This window comes from Curtobacterium sp. PhB146 (assembly GCF_004342995.1).
Classification (GTDB): domain Bacteria; phylum Actinomycetota; class Actinomycetes; order Actinomycetales; family Microbacteriaceae; genus Curtobacterium.
In genome coordinates this window covers 741,587-767,242 of sequence record NZ_SMBN01000002.1, presented here as the reverse complement: position 1 = coordinate 767,242, position 25,656 = coordinate 741,587, and the positions used below count along the sequence as shown (strand labels likewise).

The window sequence follows — 25,656 nt, the reverse complement described above, 5'->3', positions numbered from 1 at the left end:
GCCCCCAACGCGGCCGAGTCCCACCGACGAGCCACAGGATCTGTAGCACTTGCTACAAACCCTACACGGGCGTCGGGAGACCGTCGAGTCACCCCTTCGGGCTACGCGGAGTCGAGCGCCGACTCGGCCTCGGCGAGGACGGCTCGCTCGGCATCGGTCAACGGCGTACGCGTCCGCCGGAGCCCGTCGTTGACCTCGACGATCGCGCGGCTCAACCGCGTCGCGGGGTCCTCGGTCGACGGGTAGGCGTTGTCGGCACCGATCCGCTCGTGCAGCGGCGCGAGACGCCGCAGCGCCGCGTCGACCCGCCGGGTGTGTCGACGTCGCGAGACCCGGTGTCCGACGACGAGCAGCAGCATCCCCGTCGAGACGCAGATCACGGCGCCGGGCGTCGTGACGTCGTACGGCAGCGCGAGGGAGCGCATCCGGTCGAGGTCCCCCGTGACGTGCGCCAGGTCCATGACCACGACGACGACCATCCGGACGACCCCCAGCACGCCGCCGAGCACCAGGACCCACAGCCCGACCAGGTCCGTCGTCGTCCGGGCCTCGCGCAGGCGGAGGACGCAGATGAGGCCCGTCGCGCCGAGCGCCACCCCGAGGTACACCGTCTGCGCGATCGAGTAGACGGTCGCGGCCGGGTGCGACCCGGCGTCGAGCATGAACGTCGTCGTGGTGGCGGGCTTGTCCAGCACCGAGAAGGCGACGACCACCACGACCACCACCGCGGCGCACGACGCCACGATCGCGTTCCGGAGCCACGGCCGCGCTGCCCCGACCGCCTTCGCCACGCCCCAGAGCAGCGTGCTCGTGCCGGCGACCATCAGGCAGTCGCTGACCACGGTGACCACGTTGAAGCCACCGAGCAGTGGGTCGAGCCACCGGTACAGCGGGTCGACGTTCGTGACGATGGTGCCGGCGAACAGCAGGAAGGTCACCGCCAGGGTGCGGTCCTGCCCGCGTTGCAGGACGAAGAGCGCGATCGTCCCGGCGATGAGCAGCACCGCCTGGACGACGGCGACGATCACCCGAAGACCCCGCGGAAGGCGCTCGGGCGGCCGCGGTGTCGCCGGATGAGCGTCGCGAGTGCGTCGGCGAAGACCTCGGCCTCGTGTTCGTACGCGTTCGAGAACATCCCCCGCGCCAGCGCCCGCTCGACCTTGTACTCGGGCAGGTCCGGGATGACGTCGCGGATGTAGGCCGACTGGGGCGCGTGCTCCTGGTGCCGGTGCAGGACGTGGCCGAGCTCGTGGCCGATGACGAACGCCCGGAAGGTCGGCGACGCGGTCGGCGAGATCATGATCAGGTGGGCGTGCTCGAGCGTCGCGACGAAGCCGCACACGGGTTCCGTCGCCAGGAACGCCTCTTCGCGGACGACGATGGGCTTGTCCACGACGACGGCTGCGGCTGCGACGGCCTGGTCGACGTCGGACCACCCCTCGACCGCACCGCGTGCCCAGAAGGACTCGAGCAGCGGGTCGGTCACGCCACGCTCCCGCGCTGTGATTCCTCCTCGAGCACCTCGGCGATGCGCCGCAGCGCCTCGGGTGAGAGCTCGCCGGGGAAGGTGCGTGCAGCGAACCCGCTCACGCGGGCGGAACGCAGGGAGCGGACGAGGGCGAGCTGGGCGCCGATGCGCTCGGGGACGTCGCTGTCCTCGAGCAGGAAGCGCTCGTCGACCTCGAAGAACCCCGCGAGCAGCCGCAGGAGCTCGGTGTCGCGGTTGCGTCGGCCGTCGCCGGAGAGCATGTAGGTCCACTTCGCCCGCGAGAGCGAACCGCCGTGGGCGGCGACGTACTCCTCGATCGAGGCGAACGGCACCGGAGCACCGCGCTGGGACTCCTCGAAGTCGAGCAGCAGGTTGATGCGCCGTGCGAGTTCGGCGGCGTCCAGGACCCCGCCCCTCGGATCACCGGTCTCCATGTCGGACTCCTCCCCAGCCGTGCGTGCACGACATCGTAGCGCGGCGGACGCGGTGCACGCCGTTAGCCTCGTGGGCATGGCCCGCAGCTTCCCCGCGACGATCGCCGACCCGGTCGAGCACGAGATCGTCATCACGAAGTCGCGGTTCATCACCACGGTCGCCCCCGTGTCGGACGTCGCGGACGCCGAGCGGGTCATCGCCGAGGTGAAACGCCGCCGCTGGGACGCCCGGCACAACTGCACCGCGATGGTCACCGGCACGCTCGGCGACCAGGCCCGGTCGTCGGACGACGGAGAACCGTCGGGCACGGCGGGCGTACCGATGCTCGAGGTGCTCCGCCGCCGCGACCTCACCGACGTGGTCGCCGTCGTGACGCGCTACTTCGGCGGCGTGAAGCTCGGCGCCGGCGGACTCGTCCGCGCCTACTCGACCTCGGTCTCCGAGGCCCTCGACACCGCCGCGCTCGTCCGGCGCGAGGCGCTCACGCAGGTGCACTTCGACGCCCCGCACGCCGAGGCCGGCCGGCTCGACAACGTCCTGCGCGACTGGGTCCGGCACCACCACGCGACGCTCGGTGCGACGACCTACGGGCGTACGGCGACGTTCGAGGTCTGGGTGCCCGCCGAGGCGCTCGGGACCCTGACCGCCGACCTCGCATCGGCCTCCGCCGGCGCCGTCGACCTCGTCGTCGGCCCGGAACGGATCGTCGACGTCGCCGCCGACTGAATCCGACCGCCGGAAGTACCTCGGGCGTGTCCCGCTCGGAACGCGTACACACTCCCGGAACGCACGAAGGCCCCGACTCGATGAGTCGGGGCCTTCGTGGTTGTGGTGCACCCCCTCGGACTTGAACCGAGAACCCACTGATTAAGAGTCAGTTGCTCTGCCAATTGAGCTAGAGGTGCATGTTCCGGCTTCCGTGCCGCAACGGGAATCAACAATAGCATGGGTTCTGCGCGCTCACGACCACTCGTGGGCACCAAGCGAACAGGAGCACCATGACCGACCGTCTCGCCGCCGGCGACACCGCCCCCGACTTCACGCTGCCGGACCAGGACGGCGTCGAACACTCGCTCGCCGCACTGCGGGGCAAGAAGGTCATCGTGTACTTCTACCCGGCCGCGTCCACCCCCGGTTGCACCACCGAGGCCTGCGACTTCCGCGACAACATGTCGTCGCTGCAGGCAGCCGGCTACGAGGTCCTCGGCGTCTCGAAGGACGAGCAGGCGAAGCTCAAGACCTTCCAGCACGAGCAGGCACTCACGTTCCCGCTGCTGAGTGACCCCGACCTGGCGGTGCACAAGGCCTACGCCGCATGGGGCGAGAAGAACAACTACGGCAAGATCGTCACCGGCACGATCCGCTCCACGATCGTGGTCGACGAGGACGGCAGCGTGCAGCTGCCGCTCTACAACGTCAAGGCGACCGGACACGTGGCGAGCCTGCGGAAGAAGCTCGGCCTGGTCTGAGGACCGGACCACAGCGAGACGGGAGGCGCGGTGCCAGCTGGCACCGCGCCTCCCGTCCGTCTGTCGGTCGCGTTCACTCCACGGGACGCGCGAGCGCGGCCGTCACCGACCGCGACAGCACGAACGTGATGCCGAGCAGTGCGGGGATCAGCAGGACCCAGCCGACCGCCGGCTCGCGGAAGACACCCTGGAACGCGCCGATCGCGATCGCACCCTGCAGGACCTGCCAGACGATGATCCCCGAGCGCACCCAGGCGCGACGCTTCCACAGGCCGTTCAGGAGCGCACCGAGCCAGAGCGCCGCGACGGCCGACAGGATCGTCAGGGCGATCCCGGACGCCAGGCTCGACGCCGGCGCGACGATCAGCTCGACGACCAGGACGACCGTGACCACGACGAGCGCCGCGAACTCGAGGCCGACCACCACCAGCAGGCCGATCAGCGCGCGTGAGCGTCGCTCAGGACGGTCGACCGCGGTCGGGTCGTCATCGTGCACAGTGATCCTCCAGCATCGGAACCCTTGATTTGCCCCTACCAGTATGGAACGATATTCGAGGTCGTTTGGACGGCACGATGTGGTGTGCGTCTCCCGTGGTTCGTCGCTCCTCCCCCGAGCGTCACGCGGGCGTCAGACTCGCTTCCAGCGGACTCCTCCCCACAGTTGTCCCCTCATGCCTCATGCATGGTCAGCGTTCCGATCCCCCGAACCCCGGCCCCGGCCTGCCGTTCGAGCATCGACATCAAGGAGCACCACACATGGACTGGCGTGACAAGGCAGCTTGCCTCACCGCGGACCCCGAGCTCTTCTTCCCCGTCGGGAACACCGGGCCCGCCGTCGATCAGATCGAGAAGGCCAAGTCGGTCTGTGCACGCTGCACGGTCACCGAGATGTGCCTGCAGTACGCCCTCGAGAACAACCAGGACTCCGGTGTCTGGGGTGGCCTCAGCGAGGACGAGCGTCGTGCGCTGAAGCGCCGCGCCGCCCGCGCCCGCCGCGCTTCCTGACCCGGGCCGGTTCCCGCAGGACACACCGACGCCCGTCGTCCCTCCGGGGGCGGCGGGCGTCGTCGTGCGCGCGGGGCGCGGGGCGCGGGGCGGGGCGGCACGCCGTGCGCTGGTCCTCGGGGTTCCACAACTCGCCGCGCGCCGACCGTCGAGGTTCCACAACACGCGCGATCGCCCGCCGAGATGCGCAGATCTCGGAACCTCACGAGCGGGCGCGGACCCGACGCGCGACTCCCGCGGGCGCGGCGCGGCGCAGCGCGCGGGCTAGGCGGGAGCGGTCAGCCAGCGGAACGGGATGGTGATCGTCACCTCGGTGCCGCTGCCGGTCAGGGTGTGCCAGTCGATCGTGCCGCCGAGTTCACCCTGGATGAGCGTGCGGACGATCTGGGTGCCGAGGCCCGACCCGACCTTCCCCTCGGGCAGACCCACGCCGTTGTCACGGACCTCGATCTCCAGGTGGTCGTCGAACCGGCGGGCGACGATCTCGACCTCACCGTCGCGGCCGTCCAGTCCGTGCTCGACGGCGTTCGTGACGAGCTCGGTGAGCCCGAGTGCGAGCGGCGTGGCAGCCTCGGACGGCAGCACCCCGAACTCGCCGGTCTTCTTCGGGTGCACGGTCGTGTTGTGCGACGCGGCGACCTCGGTGACGAGCTTGAGCACCGAGTCGAAGACGTCGTCGAAGTCGACCGTCTGGCTCAGGCCGCTCGACAGCGTGTCGTGCACGACCGCGATGGCTGCCACGCGGCGCATCGCGTTCTGCAGGGACGTGCGTGCCTCGTCGGAGTGTGTCCGGCGAGCCTGGATGCGCAGCAACGACGCCACCGTCTGCAGGTTGTTCTTGACGCGGTGGTGGATCTCGCGGATCGTCGCGTCCTTGGTGATGAGCTCGCGCTCCTGGTGCCGGAGCTCGGACACGTCGCGGCAGAGCACGATCGCTCCGATGCGGTCGCCGTGGTCGCGGAGCGGGATCGACCGCAGCGACACCGTCACGCCCTTCGACTCGATGTCGGCCCGCCACGGAGCGCGACCGGTGACGACGAGGGGCAATGACTCGTCGACGTCGAGCTGCGCGCCGATGAGCTCGGTGGTGACCTCGGCGAGGGACTTCCGCTCGAGCTCCCCCTCGAAGCCCATCCGGTTGAAGGCGCTCAGGCCGTTCGGGCTGGCGAACGTCACGATGCCGGCGGTGTCGAGGCGCAGCAGACCGTCGCTGGCGCGCGGGGCGCCGCGGCGCGGACCGGCCGGTGCTCCGAGGTCCGGGAAGTCGCCCGTCGCGATCATGCCGAACAGGTCGTTCGCACTCGCGGTGAAGTTCAGTTCCTGACGGCTCGGCGTCCGCATCTCGTCCTGGTTGGAGTGCCGCGTGACGACGGCGATCGGCCGCTCGGTGGTCTCTGCGCTCTTGGCACTGAGGCGCCGCAGCACCGGGATCGCACGGACCCGGGTGGGGGTGTCCTCGTACCAGTCGGGCTCAGCGGAGTCGACGACGCGGGCGCCGGCGAAGCTCTCGGTCACCTGACCGCGCCACTCCTCGCGGATCTCCTGGCCGACGATGTCGCGGTAGAACAGCGTGGCGGCGGAGCTCGGTCGGGCGTGTGCCACGGCGACGAACGAGCCGTCCTCGGCAGTCGGCACCCACAGCACCATGTCGGCGAAGGACAGGTCGGCGAGGAGCTGCCAGTCCCCCACGAGCAGGTGGAGCCACTCCACGTCGGCTTCGGAGGAACGGCCTTGCGCGAGGACGAGGTCACTGAGGGTCGACACCCAGCCAGTCTAGGTGCGCCGACTTGTGGAGAACGTCGTCCTCTCCACAGGCCCAGCAGCTTTGTATTTCTCATGTTGCACGCCCCATACGCTCGCTCCAGCAACGGAAGGGGCAGGGGTGGCGGAGCAGGCACGCCGGATCGACCACACGACGACGACGGCACACTCGCCGCCACTGACGATCGTCGAACCGCAACCGGTCGAGGAACCGGCGAGCGGCCCTCCGGACCCGGCGGACACCGCACGCGCCCTGGGACTGTGCGTCGCCGAGGTCCTGACCGGGGCCCGCGAGGTCGACAGCATCGCCCGCTGGATCACCGACGACGTGCACCGACACCTGCAGCAACGTGCAGCCGTGGCCGCGCACGCCCGCTCGGTGCGCCGACGGTCGCGGAGCCGAGCGGTGCTGCGGGTCGGCAGCGTGCTCGTCTGCCGACCGGCGGACGGCGTCGCCGAGGCGACCGTCGTCGTGCACACGCGCAGTCATGCACGCGCCGTGGCGATGCGGTTGGAGACGCGGGACGGCAGGTGGCGGGCGACCGCGATCGGCGTCCTGTAGGTGCCTGACGCGGACGGGAGGCCCGTGGCGGTGCCGCCACGGGCCTCCCGTCCGTCGTCGGTGCGCGTGGTGCGCTTGGTGAGCAGCAATGGTCGGGTCCCGACGCGGGACCCGACCATTGCTGCTCACGATGCGCTCGCGCGCACGCGGACTACTTCTTCGACGCCTGACGACGCTCGGCACGGTTGCCGGCCGCGGCAGCCTGGCCGGAGGCCGTGGCCGCGTTGCCGAACGCGGAGCCCTGCTCGGGCTCGGCAGCTGCCTCGGCCTCGGCCTGGGCCTGCTGCGCACGCGCCGTGGCGGCCTGCTCGAGGCGGCCCTTCTCGTCGCGCACCTCGACCTCGCCGTCGATCGACGGTGCCGAGTACTCGAGGCCGGAGACCTCGTCCTCGCCGAGACCCTTGGCCTCGATGACGGCGTTCTCGCCGTCGGACTGCACCTGGACCTCGAGGTTGAACAGGTAGCCGACCGACTCTTCGCGGATCTGGCCCATCATCGTCTGGAACAGCGCGTAGCCCTCGCGCTGGTACTCGACGAGCGGGTCACGCTGCGCCATCGCGCGGAGGCCGATGCCGTCCTTGAGGTAGTCCATCTCGTACAGGTGGTCGCGCCAGCGGCGGTCGATCACCGACAGGACGACACGACGCTCGAGCTCGCGCATCGCCTCGTCGCCGAGGAGCTCCTCACGCGTGGAGTACGCCAGCTTGGCGTCGGAGAGGATCTCGCGGCCGAGGAAGTCACGCGATGCCTTGCCCTTCGAGCCGGCCTCGGTGATGACCTCGTCGATCGAGATCGAGATCGGGTAGAGCGTGCCGAGCTCGGTCCACATGGCGTCGAGGTCCCAGTCGTCCGGCGAGCCCTCGCCGGTGTGGGTGTCGATCACGTCGTCGATGACGGCCTTGAGGAACGACTGCGCGCGGTCGTGCAGGTCGTCGCCCTCGAGGATGTGGCGGCGGTCGCTGTAGATCGCCTCGCGCTGCCGGTTCAGGACGTCGTCGTACTTCAGGACGTTCTTGCGGATCTCGGCGTTCCGGCCCTCGACCTGCGCCTGGGCGGAACGGATCGCGCGGCCGACGAGCTTGTTCTCGATCGCCAGGTCGTCCGGCACGTTCGAGCGGCCCATGAGGCTCTCGGCGGCACCGGAGTTGAACAGGCGCATGAGGTCGTCGGTGAGCGACAGGTAGAAGCGGCTCTCGCCCGGGTCACCCTGACGACCGGAACGACCGCGCAGCTGGTTGTCGATGCGGCGCGACTCGTGGCGCTCGGTGCCGAGGACGTAGAGCCCACCGGCCTCGCGGACCTTGTCGCCCTCGACCTCGACCTCGGCCTTGACGCGGGCGAAGACCTCGTCCCACTCGGCTTCGTACTCGTCGGGGGTCTCGGTCGGCGACAGGCCCTTGGCGTGCATCTCCTGCACCGCCAGGAACTCGGAGTTGCCGCCGAGCATGATGTCGGTGCCTCGGCCGGCCATGTTCGTCGCGACGGTGACGGCGCCGAGGCGACCGGCCTGGGCGACGATCGCGGCTTCACGCGCGTGGTTCTTCGCGTTGAGGACCTCGTGCTTCACGCCCTTCTTGGCGAGGAGCTTCGACAGGTACTCGGACTTCTCGACGCTCGTGGTGCCGACGAGGACGGGCTGGCCCTGCTCGTGGCGCTCGGCGATGTCCTCGGCGACCTGCTCGAACTTGGACTTCTCGTTCTTGTAGACCAGGTCGGTCTGGTCGATGCGCTGCATCGGCTTGTTCGTCGGGATCGGGACCACGCCGAGCTTGTAGGTCGACATGAACTCGGCCGCTTCGGTCTCGGCGGTACCGGTCATGCCGGAGAGCTTCTGGTACAGCCGGAAGTAGTTCTGCAGCGTGACCGTGGCGAGGGTCTGGTTCTCCGCCTTGACCTCGACGTTCTCCTTCGCCTCGATCGCCTGGTGGATGCCCTCGTTGTAGCGACGGCCCATCAGGATGCGGCCGGTGTGCTCGTCGACGATGAGCACCTCGCCGTTCATCACGACGTAGTCCTTGTCGCGCTTGAACAGGGCGACGGCCTTGATGGAGTTGTTGAGGAACGAGATGAGCGGGGTGTTCGCCGACTCGTACAGGTTGTCGATGCCGAGGTAGTCCTCGACCTTCTCGATGCCGGGCTCGAGCACGCCGACGGTGCGCTTCTTCTCGTCGACCTCGTAGTCCTCGCCCGGCGTGAGGCGCTTGGCGATCGAGGCGAACTCCGTGAACCACCGGTTGGCCTCGCCCGAGGACGGGCCGGAGATGATGAGCGGCGTGCGGGCCTCGTCGATGAGGATCGAGTCGACCTCGTCGACGACGGCGAAGAAGTGGCCGCGCTGCACCATGTCGGAGGCCTGCCACGCCATGTTGTCGCGCAGGTAGTCGAAGCCGAACTCGTTGTTCGTGCCGTAGGTGATGTCCGCCGCGTACTGCTCGCGGCGCTCGGCCGGCGTCTGGTTGGCGATGATGCAGCCGGTCGTCATGCCGAGGGCGCGGAAGACGCGACCCATGATCTCGGACTGGTACGACGCCAGGTAGTCGTTGACCGTGATGACGTGCACGCCACGCGACGGGATCGCGTTGAGGTACGCCGCCGTCGTCGCGACGAGGGTCTTGCCCTCACCGGTCTTCATCTCGGCGATGTTGCCGAGGTGCAGGGCCGCCCCGCCCATGAGCTGCACGTCGAAGTGCCGCATGCCGAGGGTGCGCTTCGCTGCTTCCCGCACGGCGGCGAACGCCTCGGGGAGCAGGTCGTCGAGGGTCTCGCCGTTGGCGTACCGCTCGCGCAGCTCCTTCGTCTCGTCCTGGAGTTCCTCGTCGGTGAGGCTCGAGAAGTCGTCCTCGAGGTCGTTGATCGCCGAGGCGTACGCCTTCAGCCGGCGGACGGTGCGTCCTTCGCCGATGCGGAGGACCTTCTCCAGCACGTTTGCCACGTGAGCTCCTTACGGGGTCGTCGTGCGCGACCTGCGCGCCCGATCGACCAGTCATGCTAGCAACCCCCCGGTGCCGTGCGCTGTGAGGGGCGTCGGTGTGGGGGCAGCGGTGTGCGCGGCCCGCGAACGGACCGCGCACACACGGGTCGGACGGTGTCCGCAGCGATCGCGTCAGGCGAGCGCGGCGGCCGGCTCGGCGTCCACCGATGCCGCGGCACCGGTCTGGTCGTCGATGCCGATCACGCCGTAGTCCCAGCCCTTGCGTCGGTAGACGACGCTCGGGCGGTGGGTCTCGGCGTCCACGAACAGGTAGAAGTCGTGTCCGACGAGCTCCATGAAGTACAGGGCGTCGTCGACGGTCATCGGGGCGGCCTCGAAGACCTTGTGCCGGATGACCACGGGGCTGTAGACCTCGTCGTCCTCGTCCTCCGGTGCGTCGGCGTCGACGACCGTGACCGCGCCGGTGGCGACGTCCTCGATGAGGCGGCCGTCAGCGGGGACCACCCCCATGCCGTCGAAGCCACTGCCTGCGGCCTCGGCCACCGAGGTCGGGCGGTGACGACCGCGGTGCACCTTGCGCCGGTCACGAGCACGACGCAGCCGTTCCATGATGCGGGCGAAGGCGAGGTCGAAGGCGGCGTACTTGTCGGACGCCGCGGACTCCGCCCGCACGAGGGGCCCGGGACCGATGAGCGTCAGCTCGATGCGGTCCTCGCCCTGGCTGCCGCCCGACTTCTCGTGGTGGCGGCTGATGCGCACCTCGAAGGCGAGCGCACGGTCAGCGAGCACGTCGATCTTCTCGGACTTCTGTTCGACGTAGGTGCGGAATCGGTCGGTGACCCCGACGTTCCGGCCTGTGATCGTCACGTCCATGTCGCGGCTCCCATCGAGCTTCGGCGCGTCGCCTCCATCCGGCGAACCCGAACGCCTTGCCGCGAGGCTAGACCCGCCGCAGGTCCCGCGTCACGGTGCGTCGGCGAGTCTGCCGGACACCCACCGGACGCACAGCGGTCACCCGGTGTTCACCGAGCCGTCAGTCCTCGACGCTCGCGACGGCCACGCACCGGACGACCCGGCCGCCCGCGGCGCGGACCGCCCGCACCCCCTCGGCCATCGTGACGCCGGTCGTCACGACGTCGTCCACGAGCACCACGTCCCGCCCGTCGACCCCGCACGCCCGCAGCGTCCCGACGGTCGCGGCGACCCGCTCGATCGCCGTCCGTTCCTTCTGGCCCGGCCCCCCGCTCGCCGGTCCACCCCGGACCCGCACCCGTCGGAGCCGCCCGGTGCCACGGACGCCGCCGCGGGCGAGCAGCAGCACCACGGGGTCGAACCCCCGACGCCGTGCCCCCGCCCGCGACGGCGGGACCCGCAGCACGACGGTGCCGACGGGTGCCTCGGCGAGCGCGGCACGCACGAGCGAGCCGAAGCGAGCGCCGAGCGGTCGTGCGACGTCCACCCGACCGCGGAGCTTTAGCTCGAGCAGCAGGGTCCGGACGAGTCCCTCGTACTCGAAGGCGGCGTCGAGCCGCACGCCCGCGACGAGTCGGACCCGGCGCGGGCGCGCGGCCAGGGCGGCGCGGCAGGCCCGGCAGAGCGCACGGTCGGGGCGTCCGCAGCCCAGGCAGTCCACCGGCAGGAACAGGCCGAGCACCGCGAGCGCCGCGTCGCGCCACGGGGTGAGCGGGTCCGCGGTGGACCGGTCCCCGGTGAGCGGGCCCGCCGTGGACCGGTCCTCGGTGGGCGGGTCCTCGGTGCGCATGCGACGAGTGTGGTGGCGACCGGACGGCGGTAGTGGGCCGACCGTGCGGACGGTGGACGGGCCTCCTGGCCGGGGTGGGTGTGGAGGGGTGACCGCGACGTCAGCGCTGGACGCCGAGCACGTCGGCGGTCACGCCGGTGGTGTCCCAACCGCCGCCGGTCGACTGCAGCACCGACCCGCTCGACATCCGGAGCAGCAGAGCACCACCGCTCCCGCCGCTGATCGAGGTCGCACGACCGTCCGGCTTCGGCAGGGTGCTCGACTGCCCGCCGATGGTGGTCCGGACGACGTTCGGCCCGGCCGTGGTCTGCCCGACCGAGGCCACGTCGGTGTCGTTCACCCACGTCGCCCCGACCGCGTCGCCGGTGGCTGCCTGCACCCGGACGGCTGCGCCGAACGACGTCGGGGACCGGTCGGACCCGCGGATGATCGCCATCACGTACAGGCCGGGGCCGTCGGCGGTCTGGATCAGGGCGAGTGCCCGGGTCGAGTCGCGGGAGACCTGGAACGACACGAGGTCGCCGCGCGGCAACGACGTCGCGACCTGGTGCGGGTCGCCGCCGAGGCCGTAGGCGGTGATCCGGCGGGTGTCCGACGACTGGCCGACCCACACGAACCCGAGGTCGTCGATCGCGGGGGCGACGAGGTCCTCGCGGGCGTCGACGCGCAGGTGGTCGTCGCCGCGGACGACGACGGCACCGTCGCGGTTGCCGACGGCGGCCGTGGTGCCGGAGGCGGACAGCGAGATCGAGGTCGGGTCGAGGCCGGCCACGGTGTCGCCGACGCCGCCGCCGAGCTTCGAGACCTTGCCGGTGCCCGTGGCCGCGTAGCCGACCACACCGTCCTCGTCGACGAGGGGGCGGGGGTCGACGTCCGGGTTCTGCTGCGCGTTCGCCCCGCTCGAGTCCGGGACGGACAGGCTCGCGCCCTCGATGGTCATCGACACCGACGAGATCGTGGCGACCGAGGCGAGCGACTTGCTCAGCTGCTCGCGCATCCGGACGCGGTCGACGGTGCTGGCCCGCAGGGCGTCGCTGGACAGGTCGACGAGTGCCGTGCCGCTGTCGATGGTGACCGCGTTCAGGGAGAGCTGGGTGCCCTCGGGGAACGACGAGACCACGGCGCCCTTCAACCAGTCGGCGGGACCGGCCATCAGGGCGCTGGCGATGCGGGTGCTGGTGGACGAGCGGGCGAGGAACCAGCGCTCGTCGGGCACGAGGAACCGGAACGTCGGGTCGTAGAAGTACAGGGCGTGCTGCTGGAAGACGGAGTCGAAGCTCACCGGGGACAGGATGATGCCGTCCGGGGCGTAGGCGATGCGCCACTCGCCGTCCTCGCGGGTGAACTGGAACGTCAGCGTGGACGAGGTCGGGCGGACCGCCTGGGTGTACTCCCCCTCGGAGTCCACCGTCGCGCTCGCGGTGAGCGTGTACGTCAGTTCGCGGTCGTCGGCGCGCTCGACGGTGCCGCTGCCGTCGCGGATCGTGACGCCCTGCCGCGGGTTCCACTGCTGCGAGAAGTCCGAGGCGAGGAACTGCCGGGCGATGGCGTAGTTGTCCTGTGCACCGGTGGCCGCCGCGATGAACCCGCGCAGGATCGCCGTCTGGTCGGAGCCGGTGATCGGCTTGTCCGGCCGGAAGTCGACGCCGGACAGCGACTCGTCCTTGATCGTCTGCCCGGTGCGGACGGCGCCGTCGACGGGGATGGCGGCGCAGGCGGTGAGCGCCAGCACGCTGACGGCCGCCAGCGCCGCGGCGACGACGTGCCGGAAGCGGGGGCGGAGACGGGGGCGCATCAGGACTCCTCTCGCACGGCGCGGGGGCCGTCGTACGACTCGTCGAGCTCGGGCAGCGGGATCGCCGACGTCGCGGCGGTGACCTGCTCGTTGCGGGGCAGCGTCAGCACGAAGGTCGATCCCTGACCGGGGCGCGACCACACGTCGATCCGACCGCCGTGCAACTTCGCGTCGCCCAGGCTGATCGCGAGACCCAGGCCGGTGCCGCCGATGGTGCGCTTGCGGCTCGGGTCGGCGCGCCAGAACCGGTCGAACACCCGTGCTGCGTCCTCCGGCGGCATGCCGACGCCCTGGTCGCGCACCGCGATGGCGACCGTGCGGGCGTCGCTGTCGACGACGACCTGGACGGGCTTGGCGTCACCGTGCTCGATCGCGTTGCCGACCAGGTTGCGCAGGATGCGGCGGACGCGCTTGGCGTCGAGCCGCATCGTGGTGTGGCCGCCGGGGGTGGCGAGCTGCAGGTCGATGCCGGCGCGTTCGGCAAGGGGGCGGAACTCCTCGACGATGTCCGCGGCGAGCGCCGCCGGCACCGACGGCTCGGTGTCGAGCTGCACGGCCTGCGCGTCGTAGCGGGAGATCTCGAGCAGGTCGGCGAGCAGCAGCTCGAACCGCTCCACCTGGGCGTGCAGGAGCTCGGCCGAGCGCCCGACCGACGGCTCGAACGCGTGCCGCGAGTCGAAGAGCATGTCGCCGGCGAGCCGGATGGTGGTGAGCGGCGTGCGCAGCTCGTGGGACACGTCCGACACGAAGCGCTGCTGCACGCGGGAGAGCTCGGCGAGCTGGGTGATCTGCCGACTGACGGCCTCGGCCATGCCGTTGAAGCTCCGCGCGAGGGTCGCCAGGTCGTCCTGGCCGCGCACCGGGATGCGTTCGTCGAGGCGTCCGGCCGCGATCTTGCGGCTCGTCTCCGCTGCCTCGCGGATCGGGACCACGACCAGCCGGACGACGAGCGAGGTCACCAGGGCGATGAGCACCATGAGCGCGACGCCGCCGATCGAGAGCGTCTGCGACACGAAGTCGAGGGTCTGCTGGGCATCGGACAGGTCGTAGACCAGGTACAGCTCGTACTGGCCGGCGCTCGGGATCTGCAGCGTGGAGCCGACGGCCAGCCCGGGCACGCGTCGGCCGTCGTCGTCGAGCTGCACCGGCTGCAGGCTGAGCTTGCCGGTGTTCGCGCCGACCTCCTTGCGCAGGGCGTCCGTGATGACGGCGTCCGGGAAGTCCTGGCTCGCGATGGTCTGCAGCGTCTGCGGGGTGGACTGGTCGGGGCTCCGTTCGATCGCGATGCTCGTGCCGCCGGGGCTCGTCGTGTTCGACAGGATCGCCTGCTGCGCCTCGTTCTGCAGCGTCTCGAGCTCGGACTGGTTGTTGTCCTCGGCCGCGGTGGCGGCGTCGAAGATCCCCTGCGCGACGATGGTCGCGCGGGCCGACTCGGACTCGATCTGGTCGCGGCGCTGCGAGTAGACGTTCGTCGAGATGCTCACCATGACGGCGGTGCCGATGATCCCGACCGCCAGTCCGGTCGTCATCACGGTGATGGCGACCGAGCGGAACATCAGGGACCGACGCCACACGTACGCGACGGGCCGCCAGCCACGGCGGACCCAGCGGCGCATCCGTCGTCGGCCACGGCCGACCACCCCGATCGACACGGTGGCCGTGCCGGGGGCGGCACCGGCTGCCGTGCCGGGAGCGGTGCCGGCGGGCGGGGCGGGCGGCACGGTGGTCAGGCTCCTCCGGCCCGGTACCCGACGCCGCGGACCGTGGTGACGGTCTTCGGGTTGTCCGGGTCGTGCTCGATCTTCGCGCGCAGGCGCTGGACGTGCACGTTCACCAGGCGGGTGTCGGCCTTGTAGTGGTAGCCCCAGACCTGCTCGAGCAGCATCTCGCGGGTGAAGACCTGGTTCGGCTTCTCGGCGAGCGCGCGGAGCAGGTCGAACTCGAGCGGGGTGAGCGCGATGACGGTGTCACCGCGGCGGACCTCGTGCCCGGCGACGTCGACCGTCACGTCGCCGACGTGCAGCACCGTGGCGTCGGTGGCGCTCGGCCGCAGCCGCGTGCGGATGCGGGCGACGAGCTCCTTCGGGTTGAACGGCTTGACGACGTAGTCGTCGGCCCCGTTCTCGAGGCCGAGGACGACGTCGGCGGTGTCGCTCTTGGCGGTGAGCATGATGATCGGCGTGCCACTCTCGGCACGGATGCGCTTGCAGACCTCGATGCCGTCGATGCCCGGGAGCATCACGTCGAGCAGGACGAGGTCCGGCTTCGTGCTGTGGAACGCGTCGACGGCGTCGTTGCCGTCGGCGCTGAACTCGGGTTCGTAGCCCTCCGAGCGGAGGACGATGCCGATCATCTCGGCGAGGGCCTGGTCGTCGTCGACGACGAGGATGCGCGGTGTCATGTGATGTGGACTCCGTGTGGCGTGCGGGTGGTGCCGGGTCGGCACGTGTCCCCACACGATAGCCGAGGCCCCGTCACGCGGCGTTTTCCGCCAGGATGGAGGTGGACCGCGCGTCGCAGCGCGGACCGACACGACGAAGGGGGCCGAGGTCATGTCCGATTGGCAGACGCCTGGCGGTGGTCAGCAGGGGGCCGGGCAGCAGGGTGCCGGGCAGCAGGGCGCGTGGCAGGGACAGCCGGGAGGCCCGCCCCGCTTCTCCGCACCGCCGCCGCCCGCCCCGGGGCCGGGTCGACCCCCCGGCGGTCGTCCGCCGTCCGGCTCGCGTCCGGTGATCCCCCTGCGCCCGCTCGGGTTCGGTGACGTGCTCGGCGGCGCCTTCACGGTCTTCCGCCGCAACGCCCGCGTCCTGCTGCTCTGGAGCGTGCTGCTCAGCGGCGTGCTCGGGTTGCTCTCCACCCTCGTCAGCACGTTCGGCCAGCAGGCGCTGCAGTCGCGGATGATGACGGCGTTCGACGGCAGCGGTGGCGGCGACACGATCGTCGCGGGCTCGGTGACGCTGTGGATCCTGCTGACGATCGGCCTGCCGTTCCTGGCGTACCTCGGGCGCGGCTTCCTGGTCGCACCGGTCGCCGCGGACACCGGCCAGCGGGTGCTCGGCCGTCGCGCGACCTTCCGGGGCCTGTGGGCGTTGCTCGCCGGGCGGCGGTGGCCGGTCGTCGGGTGGATGTTCGTGCAGATCGGCGCGGGGCTCGTCGTCGGGATCATCGTCGCGGTGGTGTTCTTCGGGTTCTTCGCGGCGCTCGGTGCCGGGGACGCCGGCGCCGGGTGGTTCGTCCTGGCGGTCTTCGTGATGGTCCTGGGCTTCGGTGTCGTGCTGACGTGGCTCGGCATCCGCTTCGCCTTCACGGTGCCGACCATCGCGCTCGAGGGCCGACCGGTCTTCGCCGCCGCCGCGCAGTCGTGGCGGCTCACCCGCGGTGCGTTCTGGCGGACCTTCGGCATCCTGCTGCTCGTGCAGGTGATGTTCGGCGTCGCGGCCTCGATCGCCACGGCGCCGCTCACCATCGGGGCCGTGCTCGTCGGCGGCGTGTTCGACCCGCTCGGGCAGACCGACGCGTCCTCGGGCATCGGTGCGGGCGCCCTCGTCCTGATCGTCATCGGCAGCCTGCTCGCGATCGCGGTGCAGTGCGTCACCGACGTGCTGAGCGCGGCGGTCGTCACCTTCCTGACCATCGACCGGCGGATCCGGACCGAGGCCCTCGACCAGCGCATCGCCTCGCACCTCGACACCGGGCAGCCGGCCGACCCGTTCGCACCGTCCGCACCGGTCGCCCGACCGCCGTGGCCGCCGCAGCAGTGGGCCGGGCAGCAGCAGCCGTGGGCGCAGCAGCCGTGGGCCGGGCAGCCCCCGCAGGCGTGGCCCGGACAGCAGCAGGCGCAGCAGCCCTGGCCCGGACAGCAGCAACCGTGGCCGCAACACCCGCCGCAGCAGGGGCAGCACCGCCCGCCGGACGGGACCGCATGACCGCGGTCGACCCCGACGAGGCCCGCCGTCTGCTCGAACGCGAACTCGACCGGCCCGCGTACGACGGCGCGCACGTGACCTGGTGGGACCGCGCGTCACGGACGTTCCTGGACTGGCTCGGGTCGCTCCGCGCCGACGGACTCGACTCCCCCGTCGTGGCACGCACGGCCCTGGTGATCGCGATCGTGGTGCTCGTCGCCGTCGTCGTGCTCGTCGTCGTGGCCCGCGGGCTCCCCCGACGTCGTGCACGCAGCGGCGCGGACGACACCGGCGGAGTGTTCGACGACGACGACCTGCGCTCCGCCCGAGAACTGCTCGACGCCGCGCAGTCCGCGATCCGCCGGGGCGACTGGTCGGCCGCGGTCCTCGACGGCTTCCGTGCGACGGCCCGCGGCCTCGGCGAGCGCGACCTGGTCCCGGACATCCCCGGGGCCACCGCACGCACCATCGCGGTGCGGGGTGCCGCGCCGTTCCCCGCCGAGGCCGCGGCGCTCGACGACGCGGCGACGGCCTTCGACGCCGTCCGCTACCTCGGGCTCGACGCCGACGAGGGCACCGCTCGCCGGGTCCTCGACACCGAGCGCGCCGTGCGCCAGGCTCGTCCGGCCAGGTCCTCGGGGCCGGTGGTACCGGCATGACCGCCAGCACCGCCACCGCCGCTGCGCCGCGCACGGGTGCGCCGTCGGAGGACCAGCCAGAGGGCCGCCGGTTCCGGTTCGGCTTCTGGATCGCGATCGTGCTCGTCGGGCTCGTGCTCGCCGTGCTCACCGCCGTGGTGCAGGGCGCCGAGGGACCGGACCGCCGGCCGCTCGACCCCACCTCGACCACCGCGAGCGGATCGGCGGCGCTGGTCCGGGTCCTGGAGCAGCGTGGCACCTCCGTCCGGGTGACCGACCGTGCCGACGGGATCGACGGTGGCACGGTGTTCGTCGACGACTCCGACGGCGTCCTCGACCCAGGCGTCGCCGAGCGCCTCGCCCGGACCGCCGACCACGTGGTCCTGGTGGGCGTCGACTCCACGCCGTTCGCGTCGTTCGGCCTCGACGTCACCACGGCCACCGCGCCCGAGGGCGACGACACCGTGTCCACCGCGTCCTGCGCGATCCCGGCCGCGGCGTCGGCTGCGCGGGTGTCCACCGCCGGGTACGGCTACACGGTGGACGACCCCGACGCGGATCGCTGCGCGCCGTCCGGCAGCGGCGACGACCGAGCCTGGGGACTCGTCCGCACTGCGACGCCCGGCGGCGACGTCACCCTCGTCGGCACCACCTCGGCGTTCCGCAACGACACGATCACGACCGCCGGGAACGCCGCGCTCGCCCTCGGGCTGCTCGGCTCGGACGACCGCCTCACCTGGTACACGCCGACCGTCGGCGCCCCAGACGCCGCCCCGACCCTCGGCGAGCTCGCACCACCGTGGGTGCCGAGCAGCCTCGCGCTGCTCGCCCTGGTGGCCGTCGCCGCCGCGGTGTGGCGGGGCCGACGTCTCGGGCCGCTCGTCGTCGAGCGGATGCCCGTCGTGGTCCGCGCCGCCGAGACCACCGAGGGCCGGGCCCGGATGTACGCCCGCACCCACGACCGCACCCACGCCCTGGACACCCTCCGCGTCGCCGCGGTGCGCCGGATCGGCCGGCTGCTCGGACTCCCCCGGTCCGCGCACGTCGACGACGTCGTCCGCGCAGCGGCCCGCGCCACCAGCATCCCGCACGACCGCGTCGGCGCCGTCCTCGTCGGCGGTCCGACCTCCGACGACCGCGCGCTCGTCGACGGCACGAGGGCACTCGACGACCTCGAACGGGCCGTCCGACGATCCACCTCGGGCGACCGTCCCAGCACCGACCACGACCGACCAGGAGCACGACCGTGACCGACCTGCCAGCTGCCCCCGACCAGCACGTCCCCGCACCGGGCGACCGCGCCCCGCACGACCGGAACCAGCACGACCCCGGGCTCCGCGACGCCTTCGGGCGGGTCCGGGCCGAGGTCGCCAAGGCCGTCGTCGGGCAGGAGGGCGCGGTGTCCGGCATGATCGTCGGACTCCTGGCGCAGGGGCACGTGCTGCTCGAGGGCGTGCCCGGCGTCGCCAAGACCCTGCTCGTCCGCAGCCTGGCCGCCGCGATGTCCCTCGACACGAAGCGGATCCAGTTCACGCCGGACCTGATGCCCGGCGACGTGAGCGGTTCGCTCGTGTACGACGCCTCCACCGGCACGTTCCCGTTCCGCGAGGGCCCCGTCTTCACGAACGTGCTGCTCGCCGACGAGGTGAACCGCACGCCCCCGAAGACCCAGTCAGCCCTGCTCGAAGCGATGGAGGAACGCCAGGTCAGCGTGGACGGCGACGCCCGGCTGCTGCCCGACCCGTTCTTCGTCGCCGCGACCATGAACCCGATCGAGTTCGAGGGCACGTACACGCTCCCCGAGGCGCAGCTCGACCGCTTCCTGGTGAAGCTGACGCTCGACATCCCGCCGCGCGACGTCGAGTGGCAGGTCCTCCGCCGGCACGCCGACGGCTTCGTGCCGCGGGACGTCCGGTCGGCGGGCATCACCCCCGTGGTCGGCGTCGACGAGGTCCTCGCCGCGCAGCGCGCCGTCCGGGCCGTCGGTGCTCGTGACGACGTGCTGGCGTACATCGTCGACCTCGCCCGCGCCACCCGTCAGGCACCGTCCGTCCGGGTCGGGGTCAGCCCGCGCGGTGCGACGGCCCTGCTCGCCGCCGCGAAGGCCTGGGCGTGGCTCACCGGCTACGACGCCATCACGCCCGACCATGTGCAGGCGATGGCCCTGCCGGTCTGGCGGCACCGGCTCCGGGTCGCCGCCGACGCCGAGCTCGAGGGCGTCGGCGCCGACGGGGTGCTCCAGCAGGTGCTCGAGCAGGTGCGGGTGCCGATCTAGTGGCGGTCTCCGGCCGGTTCGTCGCGCTGCTCGCCGTCGCCGTCGTGCCCACCGTGCTGCTCGCCAGCGGGTGGGCCGGCCTGGCGTGGGTCGTCGTCGTGCTGCTCGCCGCGGCCCTCGACGTCCTGCTCGCCGCCGACCTGGCACGCGTGCGGGTCGAACGGCGGATGCCGCGACTGGCCCGCCGGGACAGCACCGCCGACGGCACGCTCGTGCTCGCGAACGACGGCGGGCGGGTGCTCCGGGGCATCGTCCGCGACATGTGGGAGCCCTCGGCCGGACACCGGCCGCGCCGGGTCCGGATGACGGTGCCCGCGGGCGAACGACGGACCGCCCGCATGCGGTTCACCCCGTTCCGCCGCGGTCGACGCCGCACGGCCGGCGTGGCGGTCCGGGCGTTCGGCCCGCTCGGTCTCGCCGCCCGGCAGCGGGTCGTCACGGCGCCGGGCGAACTCGTCGTCACGCCGCCGTTCCGCTCGCGACGGCACCTGCCGTCACGGCTGGCCCGGTTGCGCGAACTCGACGGTGAGACCACCCTGCAGCTCCGCGGCCACGGCACGGAGTTCGACTCGCTGCGCGACTACGTCCGGGGCGACGACGTCCGCTCCATCGACTGGCGAGCGACCGCGCGACGGCAGGACCTCGTGGTCCGCACCTGGCGCCCGGAGCGCGACCGTCGGGTCGTGGTCGTCGTCGACGCCGGACGCGCCGGGGCCGGTAGGGTCGCGGACGAACCACGCCTCGACACCTTCATCGAGTCCGCACTGCTCCTCGGTGCCCTGGCCGCGGCCGCCGGCGACCGGGTCGACCTGGCGGTCCTCGACGACACCGTCCACGACCGTGTGCACGGGGCGACCCGCACCGACGTGGTCCAGCGCTTCGGCGAGGCCCTCGCGATGGCGGAACCCGGACTCGCCGCGACCGACTGGTCCGCCGTGCCGGCGCTCGTCGACTCGATCACGACCTCACGGGCGCTCGTCGTGCTGGCGTCGAGTCTCGACTCGGTCGGTGCCTCCGGTGACCTGCTGGCGGTACTGCCCCGGCTCACCCGGCGGCACGCCGTCGTGGTGACGAGCATCGAGGACCCGGCGGTGCAGCGGACCGCACGCGGCGGGGTGGACCCGGCGACGACGATCCGCACCGCGCGGGGCGGACGCGTGCCGGGCCTCCCCACCGGCGCGGAGCGCGACGTGTACCGGCGGGCCGCCGCCGAACGCACCCTGCTCGATGCCGACGGCGTCGCCGACGTCGCACGCCGGAGCGGCGCCGAGGTCGTCCGTGGCGCACCGGAGGACGTCCCACCGCTCGTGGCCGACGCCTACCTGCGCGCGAAGGCGACCGGCCGGCTCTGAAACGGGACGGACGCTACCCGGCGACCAGGGCGGAGGTGCCGCGCTCGAACTCGTCGAGGTCGCCACGCTCCCCGGCCCGGTACGCGCGACCGCCGAGCACCCACTGGTACGCCAGGACCGCAGCGAGGGCGATCGTCCCGATGCCGATCTTGACCGGCCACGGCCAGTCCTGACGGGTGACGATGCCCTCGACCAGGCCGGACAGCAGCAGCGTCAGCGTCAGGCCGACCGCGATCGTGATGAGGGCTCGGCCGTCCTCGGCGAGGGCCTGCGCACGGGTCCGGTGCGACCCCGGAGCGACCCACGACCAGAAGATCATCAGGCCCGCGCCGCCAGCGAGGAAGACCGAGTACAGCTCGAGCTGGCCGTGCGGGGCGATGTAGAGGAAGAAGTCGCCCAGGCGGCCCTGCGAGTGCATGATCGCCGCGGAGACCCCGAGCCCGACGGCGTTCTGCATGATCGAGAACGGCACGAAGACGCCCGTGATGCCGAACGCGACCATGGTGGCCGCGATGTAGGCGTTGTTCGTCCACACCTGCGCCGTGAACGCGCCCAGGCCGTGGTCGGAGTAGTAGTCGACGAAGTCCTGTGTGGCGTACTGGCGGAGCGCCTCCGGCGTGCCGAAGGTCGCCGTCGCCCCCGGAGTGGTCGTGATCCAGACGGCGACGATCGCGCCGATCGCGACGGTGGCCAGCGCCACCCAGATCGTCACCCAGCGGATCCGGTACAGCGCCGCGGGCAGCTGCCGGGTGAAGAACAGGGCGACCGCGGTGAGCGGGTCGACCGGAGTGCCGGTGAAGCGCAGGCGGGCGCGGTACAGGGTGAGGGACAGCCGGTCGCCGGTCGCGGTGCGGGGTGCGGCGCCCCGGATGCGGGCGAGATCAGTCGCGGCGGCCTGGTAGCCGGAGACGAGCTGGTCGACGTCGGCACCGGTGGTGTGCCGAGCGCGAGCGAGGCGGTCGAGCTCCTGCCACCGATCGCGGTGCACCTCGGCGTAGGCGTCCAGGTCCACGTGTTCCCCCTCGTGTCGGCCGACTTCCGACAGAATGATCCCATGTCGAAGCCCAGCACGCCGCGCGACCTCGCCGATGCCCGGTTCTCGCTCGCCCTGGACGAGACCGCCGACGAGCTCGTGGTCGGCGAGGCGGTCGCGCTCGACGTGCAGCCGGCCGGACTCGTCCTGCGGTTGGCGTCGGCGCTCCTCGACGGGGTGTGCCTGCTCGTCCTGTACCTGCTGCTCGTGTTCGGGGTGTCCCGGCTGTGGCCGAGTGGCCTCGACGAGGCGTGGGGCGCCGCGCTGAGCCTCGCCCTGTTCGTCGCCGTGCTCGTGCTCGTGCCGGCCGCCGTCGAGACGGTGACCCGGGGCCGGAGCGTCGGCCGGTACGCCGTCGGCACGCGGGTCGTCCGGGTCGACGGCGGTGCGATCGGGTTCCGGCACGCCTTCACCCGCGCGCTCGTCGGGCTGTTCGAGCTGTGGATGACGTTCGGGTCGGTGGCGCTGCTCGTGGCGTTGTTCGGCAGTCGTCCGCGGCGCCTCGGGGACCTGCTCGCCGGCACCGTCGTGCAGCACGAGCGGCTGCCGAAGCAGCGCGACCCCCAGGTGGTGCTGCCACCCGAGCTGACGGCCTGGGCCACGGTCGCGGACGTCTCGGCGCTGCCGCAGCGGCTCGAGAACCGGCTCGGCGCGTTCTTCCGCGGGGCCGCCGTGATGCGCCCCGAACTCCGGGAGTCCGCCGCCCGGGCGCTGGCAGCGGACGTCGCACCCTTCGCCCACCCGGTGCCGCCGGTGCCCGCCGAGGTGTTCCTCGCCGGGGTCGTCGTGCTGCGCCGTGGGCGGGACGTGCAGGCGCTGCGCTCCCGCGTCGGGTTGCTCACCGAGGCGGGCGCGTCGGCGTCGGCGCGGCCCCCGGGCTTCCCGCGCTAGCGCGGTGCACCCCGGCTCAGTACCGGTAGTGCTCGGGCTTGAAGGGGCCCTCGACCGGCACGCCGATGTACGCCGCCTGCTCCGGGCGCAGCGTCGTCAACTCCACCCCGAGGGCGCCGAGGTGCAAGCGTGCGACCTTCTCGTCCAGGTGCTTCGGCAGCACGTAGACCCCGGTCGGGTACTCGTCACGACGGGTGTGCAGCTCGATCTGCGCCAGGACCTGGTTCGTGAACGAGTTGCTCATCACGAACGACGGGTGCCCGGTGGCGTTGCCGAGGTTCATCAGCCGCCCCTCGGACAGCACCAGGATCGAGCGGCCGGTCGGCAGGCGCCACTCGTGCACCTGCGGCTTGATCTCGACCTTCTCCACACCGGGCAGGGACTCGAGCCCGGCCATGTCGATCTCGTTGTCGAAGTGGCCGACGTTGGCGACGATCGCCAGGTGCTTCAGGCCGAGCATCTCGTCGACGCCCACGACGCCGAGGTTGCCCGTGCACGTGATGACCATGTCGACGGTCTCGATGACGTCGGCCAGACGGGCCACCTGGTAGCCGTCCATCGCGGCCTGCAGCGCGCAGATCGGGTCGACCTCGCTGACGATGACGCGCGCGCCCTGGCCGCGCAGTGCCTCTGCCGCACCCTTGCCGACGTCGCCGTACCCGACCACGAACGCGACCTTGCCGCCCATCAGGACGTCGGTCGCACGGTTGAGGCCGTCGGGCAGGGAGTGGCGGATGCCGTACTTGTTGTCGAACTTCGACTTCGTCACGGAGTCGTTCACGTTGATCGCGGGGAACCGCAGCTGTCCGTTGCGCGACAGCTCGTACAGGCGGTGCACGCCCGTGGTGGTCTCCTCGGTGACGCCCTCGATGTCCGCGGCGATGCGGGTCCAGCGGTCGGACGACGTCTCGAGCGACGCCGCGACGGTGTCGAGCACGATCTTCCACTCGGCACTCGCATCGGCACCGGCGACCGGCGCAGCACCAGCGGCTTCGGCGTCGGCTCCGGTGTGCACGAGCATGGTGGCGTCACCGCCGTCGTCCAGGATCAGGTTCGGACCGGCCCAGTCGGCTCCGACGGCAGCGGCCTCGGCGGTCCAGTCGAAGATGCGGCTGGTGCACCACCAGTACTCCTCGAGCGTCTCGCCCTTCCACGCGAACACGGGGACGCCGGCTGGCGCGTCCGGCGTGCCGGTCGGCCCGACCGCGATCGCCGCGGCGGCTTCGTCCTGCGTCGAGAAGATGTTGCAGCTCGCCCACCGCACCTGCGCACCCAGGGCGACGAGCGTCTCGATCAGGACGGCCGTCTGCACCGTCATGTGCAGCGAACCGGCGATGCGCGCGCCGGCCAGCGGCTGCGACGCACCGAACTCCTCACGCAGGGCCATCAGGCCCGGCATCTCGTTCTCGGCGAGGCGGATCTGGTGACGGCCCGCCTCGGCGAGCGAGAGGTCGGCGACGCGGTACGGTGCTGCGGTCTGGGCTTCGGTGGGCATGCCCATCAGTCTTCCATGCCGGGAGGCGCGGGTCCCCAGCCGACGTCGGTCACGTTCCACGGGCCTCCCGTCCACCACCGCTGGTGCGTCGCGGACGCGAGCCGTCAGTCGGTCTCGCGCTGCAGCGGCTCGCGCCGCACCACCTGCCAGCCGCGCGGGACGCGCAGGCCGGCCGCGTGCCGGGCGCAGAGGTCGTAGCCGTGCGGTTCGACCCGCGTGGAGAGCGGCCCGACGACGACCATGGAGTCCCCGTAGTCGTAGGTCAGGGTCGCCGAAGCGCTCGCGGCGCACGCGACCTTGCTGCAGATCCTCACGTCCATGTCGTCAGGGAGCCTAGCGGAGCGCGCACGAGCGACCGCAGCGACCGGGAGTGACGACGGCACGCGTACGATGTGGGGATGCGTCGCAAGCCCCGCCTCGTCACTCCGGTCGACCGCGGTCGAGGCCGCTCCCGGCACGGACGCGGCGGGCGGTCGAGCGTGACCGGTCCCGAGCTCGCACCGATCACCACCCGCGCCGAGGCCTTCGACCGCATCGTCGGCGACAGTGCCCACTACCTGATCGGGCTCTGGCCCGACGAGCTGTCGGGCGTGGTGTTCCAGGTGGCCGACATGCCGACCGACGCCACCCTGCCCGACGCGATGCCCCGCTGGCGCATCGACCGCGACACCCGCAGGGTCACCGTGTTCCGGATCCCCGTCGAGCGAGTGAACCGCAGCCCCGAGAAGGACGACGCGGACCGGCGGATCATCATCGAGACGGCCGTGTTCCGCGCCGTCGGCGAGCTGATCGGCAAGGACCCGTGGGACCTGGCGCCGGACCGCTACCGCCACTGGTGACGACGCGGCACCCGGGGG

At 72.0% G+C, this 25,656-nt stretch carries 25 protein-coding genes and 1 tRNA gene; 11 read left to right on the top strand and 15 right to left on the bottom strand.

The annotated features are described in order from the left end of the window. Positions 1–101 precede the first annotated feature (101 nt). From EDF33_RS12040 to EDF33_RS20185, 3 genes are read right to left on the bottom strand one after another with little or no spacing between them, the layout of a single operon-like run. Positions 102–1,028 (bottom strand): hypothetical protein, encoded by a 927-nt coding sequence (locus EDF33_RS12040; RefSeq protein ID WP_132100139.1) that lies wholly within the window; start codon positions 1,026–1,028, stop codon positions 102–104. Continuing rightward, positions 1,025–1,486: an ImmA/IrrE family metallo-endopeptidase gene (locus tag EDF33_RS20190; protein ID WP_111085958.1), complete on the bottom strand. Its 462-nt coding sequence runs from the start codon at positions 1,484–1,486 to the stop codon at positions 1,025–1,027. Before EDF33_RS20190 ends, EDF33_RS12040 begins: the two co-directional genes overlap by 4 nt. After that, complete coding sequence (locus tag EDF33_RS20185) at positions 1,483–1,923, bottom strand: hypothetical protein (protein WP_159573933.1); 441 nt, start codon at positions 1,921–1,923, stop codon at positions 1,483–1,485. The genes EDF33_RS20190 and EDF33_RS20185 overlap by 4 nt, the downstream gene beginning before the upstream one ends. A 70-nt stretch (positions 1,924–1,993) precedes the next feature. Between EDF33_RS20185 and EDF33_RS12030 the strand changes: the two genes are divergently transcribed. After that, the gene (locus EDF33_RS12030) at positions 1,994–2,650 is read left to right on the top strand and encodes a YigZ family protein (protein WP_132100179.1); all 657 of its coding nucleotides are present in this window, start codon (positions 1,994–1,996) and stop codon (positions 2,648–2,650) included. Between the two features lie 103 nt (positions 2,651–2,753). Here EDF33_RS12030 and EDF33_RS12025 read toward each other — a convergent pair. Further along, positions 2,754–2,829, bottom strand: a tRNA-Lys gene (locus EDF33_RS12025). Positions 2,830–2,922: 93 nt separating this feature from the next. Here EDF33_RS12025 and bcp point away from each other — a divergent pair. Further along, positions 2,923–3,393, top strand: coding sequence for a thioredoxin-dependent thiol peroxidase (bcp, locus tag EDF33_RS12020; protein WP_123672221.1), 471 nt, complete (start codon positions 2,923–2,925; stop codon positions 3,391–3,393). A gap of 73 nt (positions 3,394–3,466) precedes the next feature. Here bcp and EDF33_RS12015 read toward each other — a convergent pair whose 3' ends face one another. After that, positions 3,467–3,889, bottom strand: a complete 423-nt coding sequence (locus tag EDF33_RS12015) for a hypothetical protein (RefSeq protein WP_111085962.1) — start codon at positions 3,887–3,889, stop codon at positions 3,467–3,469. Positions 3,890–4,149: 260 nt separating this feature from the next. Between EDF33_RS12015 and EDF33_RS12010 the strand changes: the two genes are divergently transcribed. Further along, positions 4,150–4,398: a WhiB family transcriptional regulator gene (locus EDF33_RS12010; protein WP_017888820.1), complete on the top strand. Its 249-nt coding sequence runs from the start codon at positions 4,150–4,152 to the stop codon at positions 4,396–4,398. 264 nt (positions 4,399–4,662) lie between these two features. Here the strand turns inward: EDF33_RS12010 and EDF33_RS12005 are convergent, their stop codons facing one another. Continuing rightward, a complete protein-coding gene (locus tag EDF33_RS12005; RefSeq protein WP_111085963.1) occupies positions 4,663–6,162 on the bottom strand; it encodes a PAS domain-containing sensor histidine kinase in 1,500 nt (499 codons plus the stop codon). A 118-nt stretch (positions 6,163–6,280) separates the two neighbouring features. Between EDF33_RS12005 and EDF33_RS12000 the strand changes: the two genes are divergently transcribed. Next, complete coding sequence (locus tag EDF33_RS12000; RefSeq protein ID WP_123938738.1) at positions 6,281–6,721, top strand: Rv3235 family protein; 441 nt, start codon at positions 6,281–6,283, stop codon at positions 6,719–6,721. A gap of 151 nt (positions 6,722–6,872) precedes the next feature. Here the strand turns inward: EDF33_RS12000 and secA are convergent, their stop codons facing one another. From secA to mtrA, 6 genes are all read right to left on the bottom strand, one after another. Next, complete coding sequence (secA, locus tag EDF33_RS11995) at positions 6,873–9,653, bottom strand: preprotein translocase subunit SecA (RefSeq protein WP_123938737.1); 2,781 nt, start codon at positions 9,651–9,653, stop codon at positions 6,873–6,875. A 171-nt stretch (positions 9,654–9,824) separates the two neighbouring features. After that, on the bottom strand, positions 9,825–10,526 hold the full coding sequence (raiA, locus tag EDF33_RS11990) for a ribosome-associated translation inhibitor RaiA (protein ID WP_123292249.1): 702 nt from the start codon (positions 10,524–10,526) through the stop codon (positions 9,825–9,827). Positions 10,527–10,686: 160 nt separating this feature from the next. Next, positions 10,687–11,415 (bottom strand): phosphoribosyltransferase family protein, encoded by a 729-nt coding sequence (locus EDF33_RS11985; RefSeq protein WP_132100138.1) that lies wholly within the window; start codon positions 11,413–11,415, stop codon positions 10,687–10,689. Between the two features lie 100 nt (positions 11,416–11,515). Next, positions 11,516–13,210 carry a GerMN domain-containing protein gene (locus tag EDF33_RS11980; protein ID WP_123292247.1) on the bottom strand — a complete coding sequence of 565 codons (1,695 nt, stop codon included), beginning with the start codon at positions 13,208–13,210 and terminating at the stop codon, positions 11,516–11,518. Next, positions 13,210–14,931 carry an MtrAB system histidine kinase MtrB gene (gene mtrB / locus EDF33_RS11975; RefSeq protein WP_243692441.1) on the bottom strand — a complete coding sequence of 574 codons (1,722 nt, stop codon included), beginning with the start codon at positions 14,929–14,931 and terminating at the stop codon, positions 13,210–13,212. Before mtrB ends, EDF33_RS11980 begins: the two co-directional genes overlap by 1 nt. Before the next feature lie 5 nt (positions 14,932–14,936). After that, complete coding sequence (mtrA, locus tag EDF33_RS11970) at positions 14,937–15,611, bottom strand: MtrAB system response regulator MtrA (protein ID WP_123292246.1); 675 nt, start codon at positions 15,609–15,611, stop codon at positions 14,937–14,939. Between the two features lie 328 nt (positions 15,612–15,939). Between mtrA and EDF33_RS11965 the strand changes: the two genes are divergently transcribed. From EDF33_RS11965 to EDF33_RS11945, 5 genes are read left to right on the top strand one after another with little or no spacing between them, the layout of a single operon-like run. Further along, positions 15,940–17,136 carry a glycerophosphoryl diester phosphodiesterase membrane domain-containing protein gene (locus EDF33_RS11965; RefSeq protein ID WP_165918802.1) on the top strand — a complete coding sequence of 399 codons (1,197 nt, stop codon included), beginning with the start codon at positions 15,940–15,942 and terminating at the stop codon, positions 17,134–17,136. Next, positions 17,133–17,774, top strand: coding sequence for a DUF4129 domain-containing protein (locus EDF33_RS11960; RefSeq protein ID WP_132100136.1), 642 nt, complete (start codon positions 17,133–17,135; stop codon positions 17,772–17,774). Before EDF33_RS11965 ends, EDF33_RS11960 begins: the two co-directional genes overlap by 4 nt. Then, on the top strand, positions 17,771–19,003 hold the full coding sequence (locus EDF33_RS11955) for a DUF4350 domain-containing protein (protein ID WP_132100135.1): 1,233 nt from the start codon (positions 17,771–17,773) through the stop codon (positions 19,001–19,003). The genes EDF33_RS11960 and EDF33_RS11955 overlap by 4 nt, the downstream gene beginning before the upstream one ends. Further along, entirely contained in the window at positions 19,000–20,028 is a 1,029-nt protein-coding gene (locus tag EDF33_RS11950; protein ID WP_132100134.1) for a MoxR family ATPase, read from the top strand. Before EDF33_RS11955 ends, EDF33_RS11950 begins: the two co-directional genes overlap by 4 nt. Next, positions 20,028–21,380: a DUF58 domain-containing protein gene (locus tag EDF33_RS11945; protein ID WP_123292241.1), complete on the top strand. Its 1,353-nt coding sequence runs from the start codon at positions 20,028–20,030 to the stop codon at positions 21,378–21,380. Before EDF33_RS11950 ends, EDF33_RS11945 begins: the two co-directional genes overlap by 1 nt. Before the next feature lie 13 nt (positions 21,381–21,393). Here EDF33_RS11945 and EDF33_RS11940 read toward each other — a convergent pair whose 3' ends face one another. Continuing rightward, the gene (locus EDF33_RS11940) at positions 21,394–22,392 is read right to left on the bottom strand and encodes a stage II sporulation protein M (protein ID WP_132100133.1); all 999 of its coding nucleotides are present in this window, start codon (positions 22,390–22,392) and stop codon (positions 21,394–21,396) included. Positions 22,393–22,434: 42 nt separating this feature from the next. Between EDF33_RS11940 and EDF33_RS11935 the strand changes: the two genes are divergently transcribed. Then, positions 22,435–23,304 carry an RDD family protein gene (locus tag EDF33_RS11935; protein WP_132100132.1) on the top strand — a complete coding sequence of 290 codons (870 nt, stop codon included), beginning with the start codon at positions 22,435–22,437 and terminating at the stop codon, positions 23,302–23,304. Positions 23,305–23,320: 16 nt separating this feature from the next. Here EDF33_RS11935 and ahcY read toward each other — a convergent pair whose 3' ends face one another. Both ahcY and EDF33_RS11925 read right to left on the bottom strand, forming a co-directional pair. Next, complete coding sequence (gene ahcY / locus EDF33_RS11930; protein ID WP_111086022.1) at positions 23,321–24,799, bottom strand: adenosylhomocysteinase; 1,479 nt, start codon at positions 24,797–24,799, stop codon at positions 23,321–23,323. A 104-nt stretch (positions 24,800–24,903) separates the two neighbouring features. After that, a complete protein-coding gene (locus EDF33_RS11925) occupies positions 24,904–25,119 on the bottom strand; it encodes a DUF3499 family protein (protein ID WP_111085977.1) in 216 nt (71 codons plus the stop codon). Positions 25,120–25,197: 78 nt separating this feature from the next. Here EDF33_RS11925 and EDF33_RS11920 point away from each other — a divergent pair, with 78 nt between their 5' ends. Next, positions 25,198–25,638: a metallopeptidase family protein gene (locus EDF33_RS11920; RefSeq protein WP_123938728.1), complete on the top strand. Its 441-nt coding sequence runs from the start codon at positions 25,198–25,200 to the stop codon at positions 25,636–25,638. Positions 25,639–25,656: the final 18 nt, after the last annotated feature.

Bases quoted from the DNA above. Each gene is read 5' to 3' on its own strand.
- bcp (WP_123672221.1), top strand. From the start codon at position 2,923: ATGACCGACCGTCTCGCCGCCGGCGACACCGCCCCCGACTTCACGCTG.
- EDF33_RS11960 (WP_132100136.1), top strand. From the start codon at position 17,133: ATGACCGCGGTCGACCCCGACGAGGCCCGCCGTCTGCTCGAACGCGAA.
- EDF33_RS11980 (WP_123292247.1), bottom strand. From the start codon at position 13,210: ATGCGCCCCCGTCTCCGCCCCCGCTTCCGGCACGTCGTCGCCGCGGCG.
- mtrA (WP_123292246.1), bottom strand. From the start codon at position 15,611: ATGACACCGCGCATCCTCGTCGTCGACGACGACCAGGCCCTCGCCGAG.
- EDF33_RS20185 (WP_159573933.1), bottom strand. From the start codon at position 1,923: ATGGAGACCGGTGATCCGAGGGGCGGGGTCCTGGACGCCGCCGAACTC.
- ahcY (WP_111086022.1), bottom strand. From the start codon at position 24,799: ATGCCCACCGAAGCCCAGACCGCAGCACCGTACCGCGTCGCCGACCTC.
- EDF33_RS11925 (WP_111085977.1), bottom strand. From the start codon at position 25,119: ATGGACGTGAGGATCTGCAGCAAGGTCGCGTGCGCCGCGAGCGCTTCG.
- EDF33_RS11920 (WP_123938728.1), top strand. From the start codon at position 25,198: ATGCGTCGCAAGCCCCGCCTCGTCACTCCGGTCGACCGCGGTCGAGGC.
- EDF33_RS11935 (WP_132100132.1), top strand. From the start codon at position 22,435: ATGTCGAAGCCCAGCACGCCGCGCGACCTCGCCGATGCCCGGTTCTCG.
- raiA (WP_123292249.1), bottom strand. From the start codon at position 10,526: ATGGACGTGACGATCACAGGCCGGAACGTCGGGGTCACCGACCGATTC.
- EDF33_RS12010 (WP_017888820.1), top strand. From the start codon at position 4,150: ATGGACTGGCGTGACAAGGCAGCTTGCCTCACCGCGGACCCCGAGCTC.
- EDF33_RS11985 (WP_132100138.1), bottom strand. From the start codon at position 11,415: ATGCGCACCGAGGACCCGCCCACCGAGGACCGGTCCACGGCGGGCCCG.
- EDF33_RS11955 (WP_132100135.1), top strand. From the start codon at position 17,771: ATGACCGCCAGCACCGCCACCGCCGCTGCGCCGCGCACGGGTGCGCCG.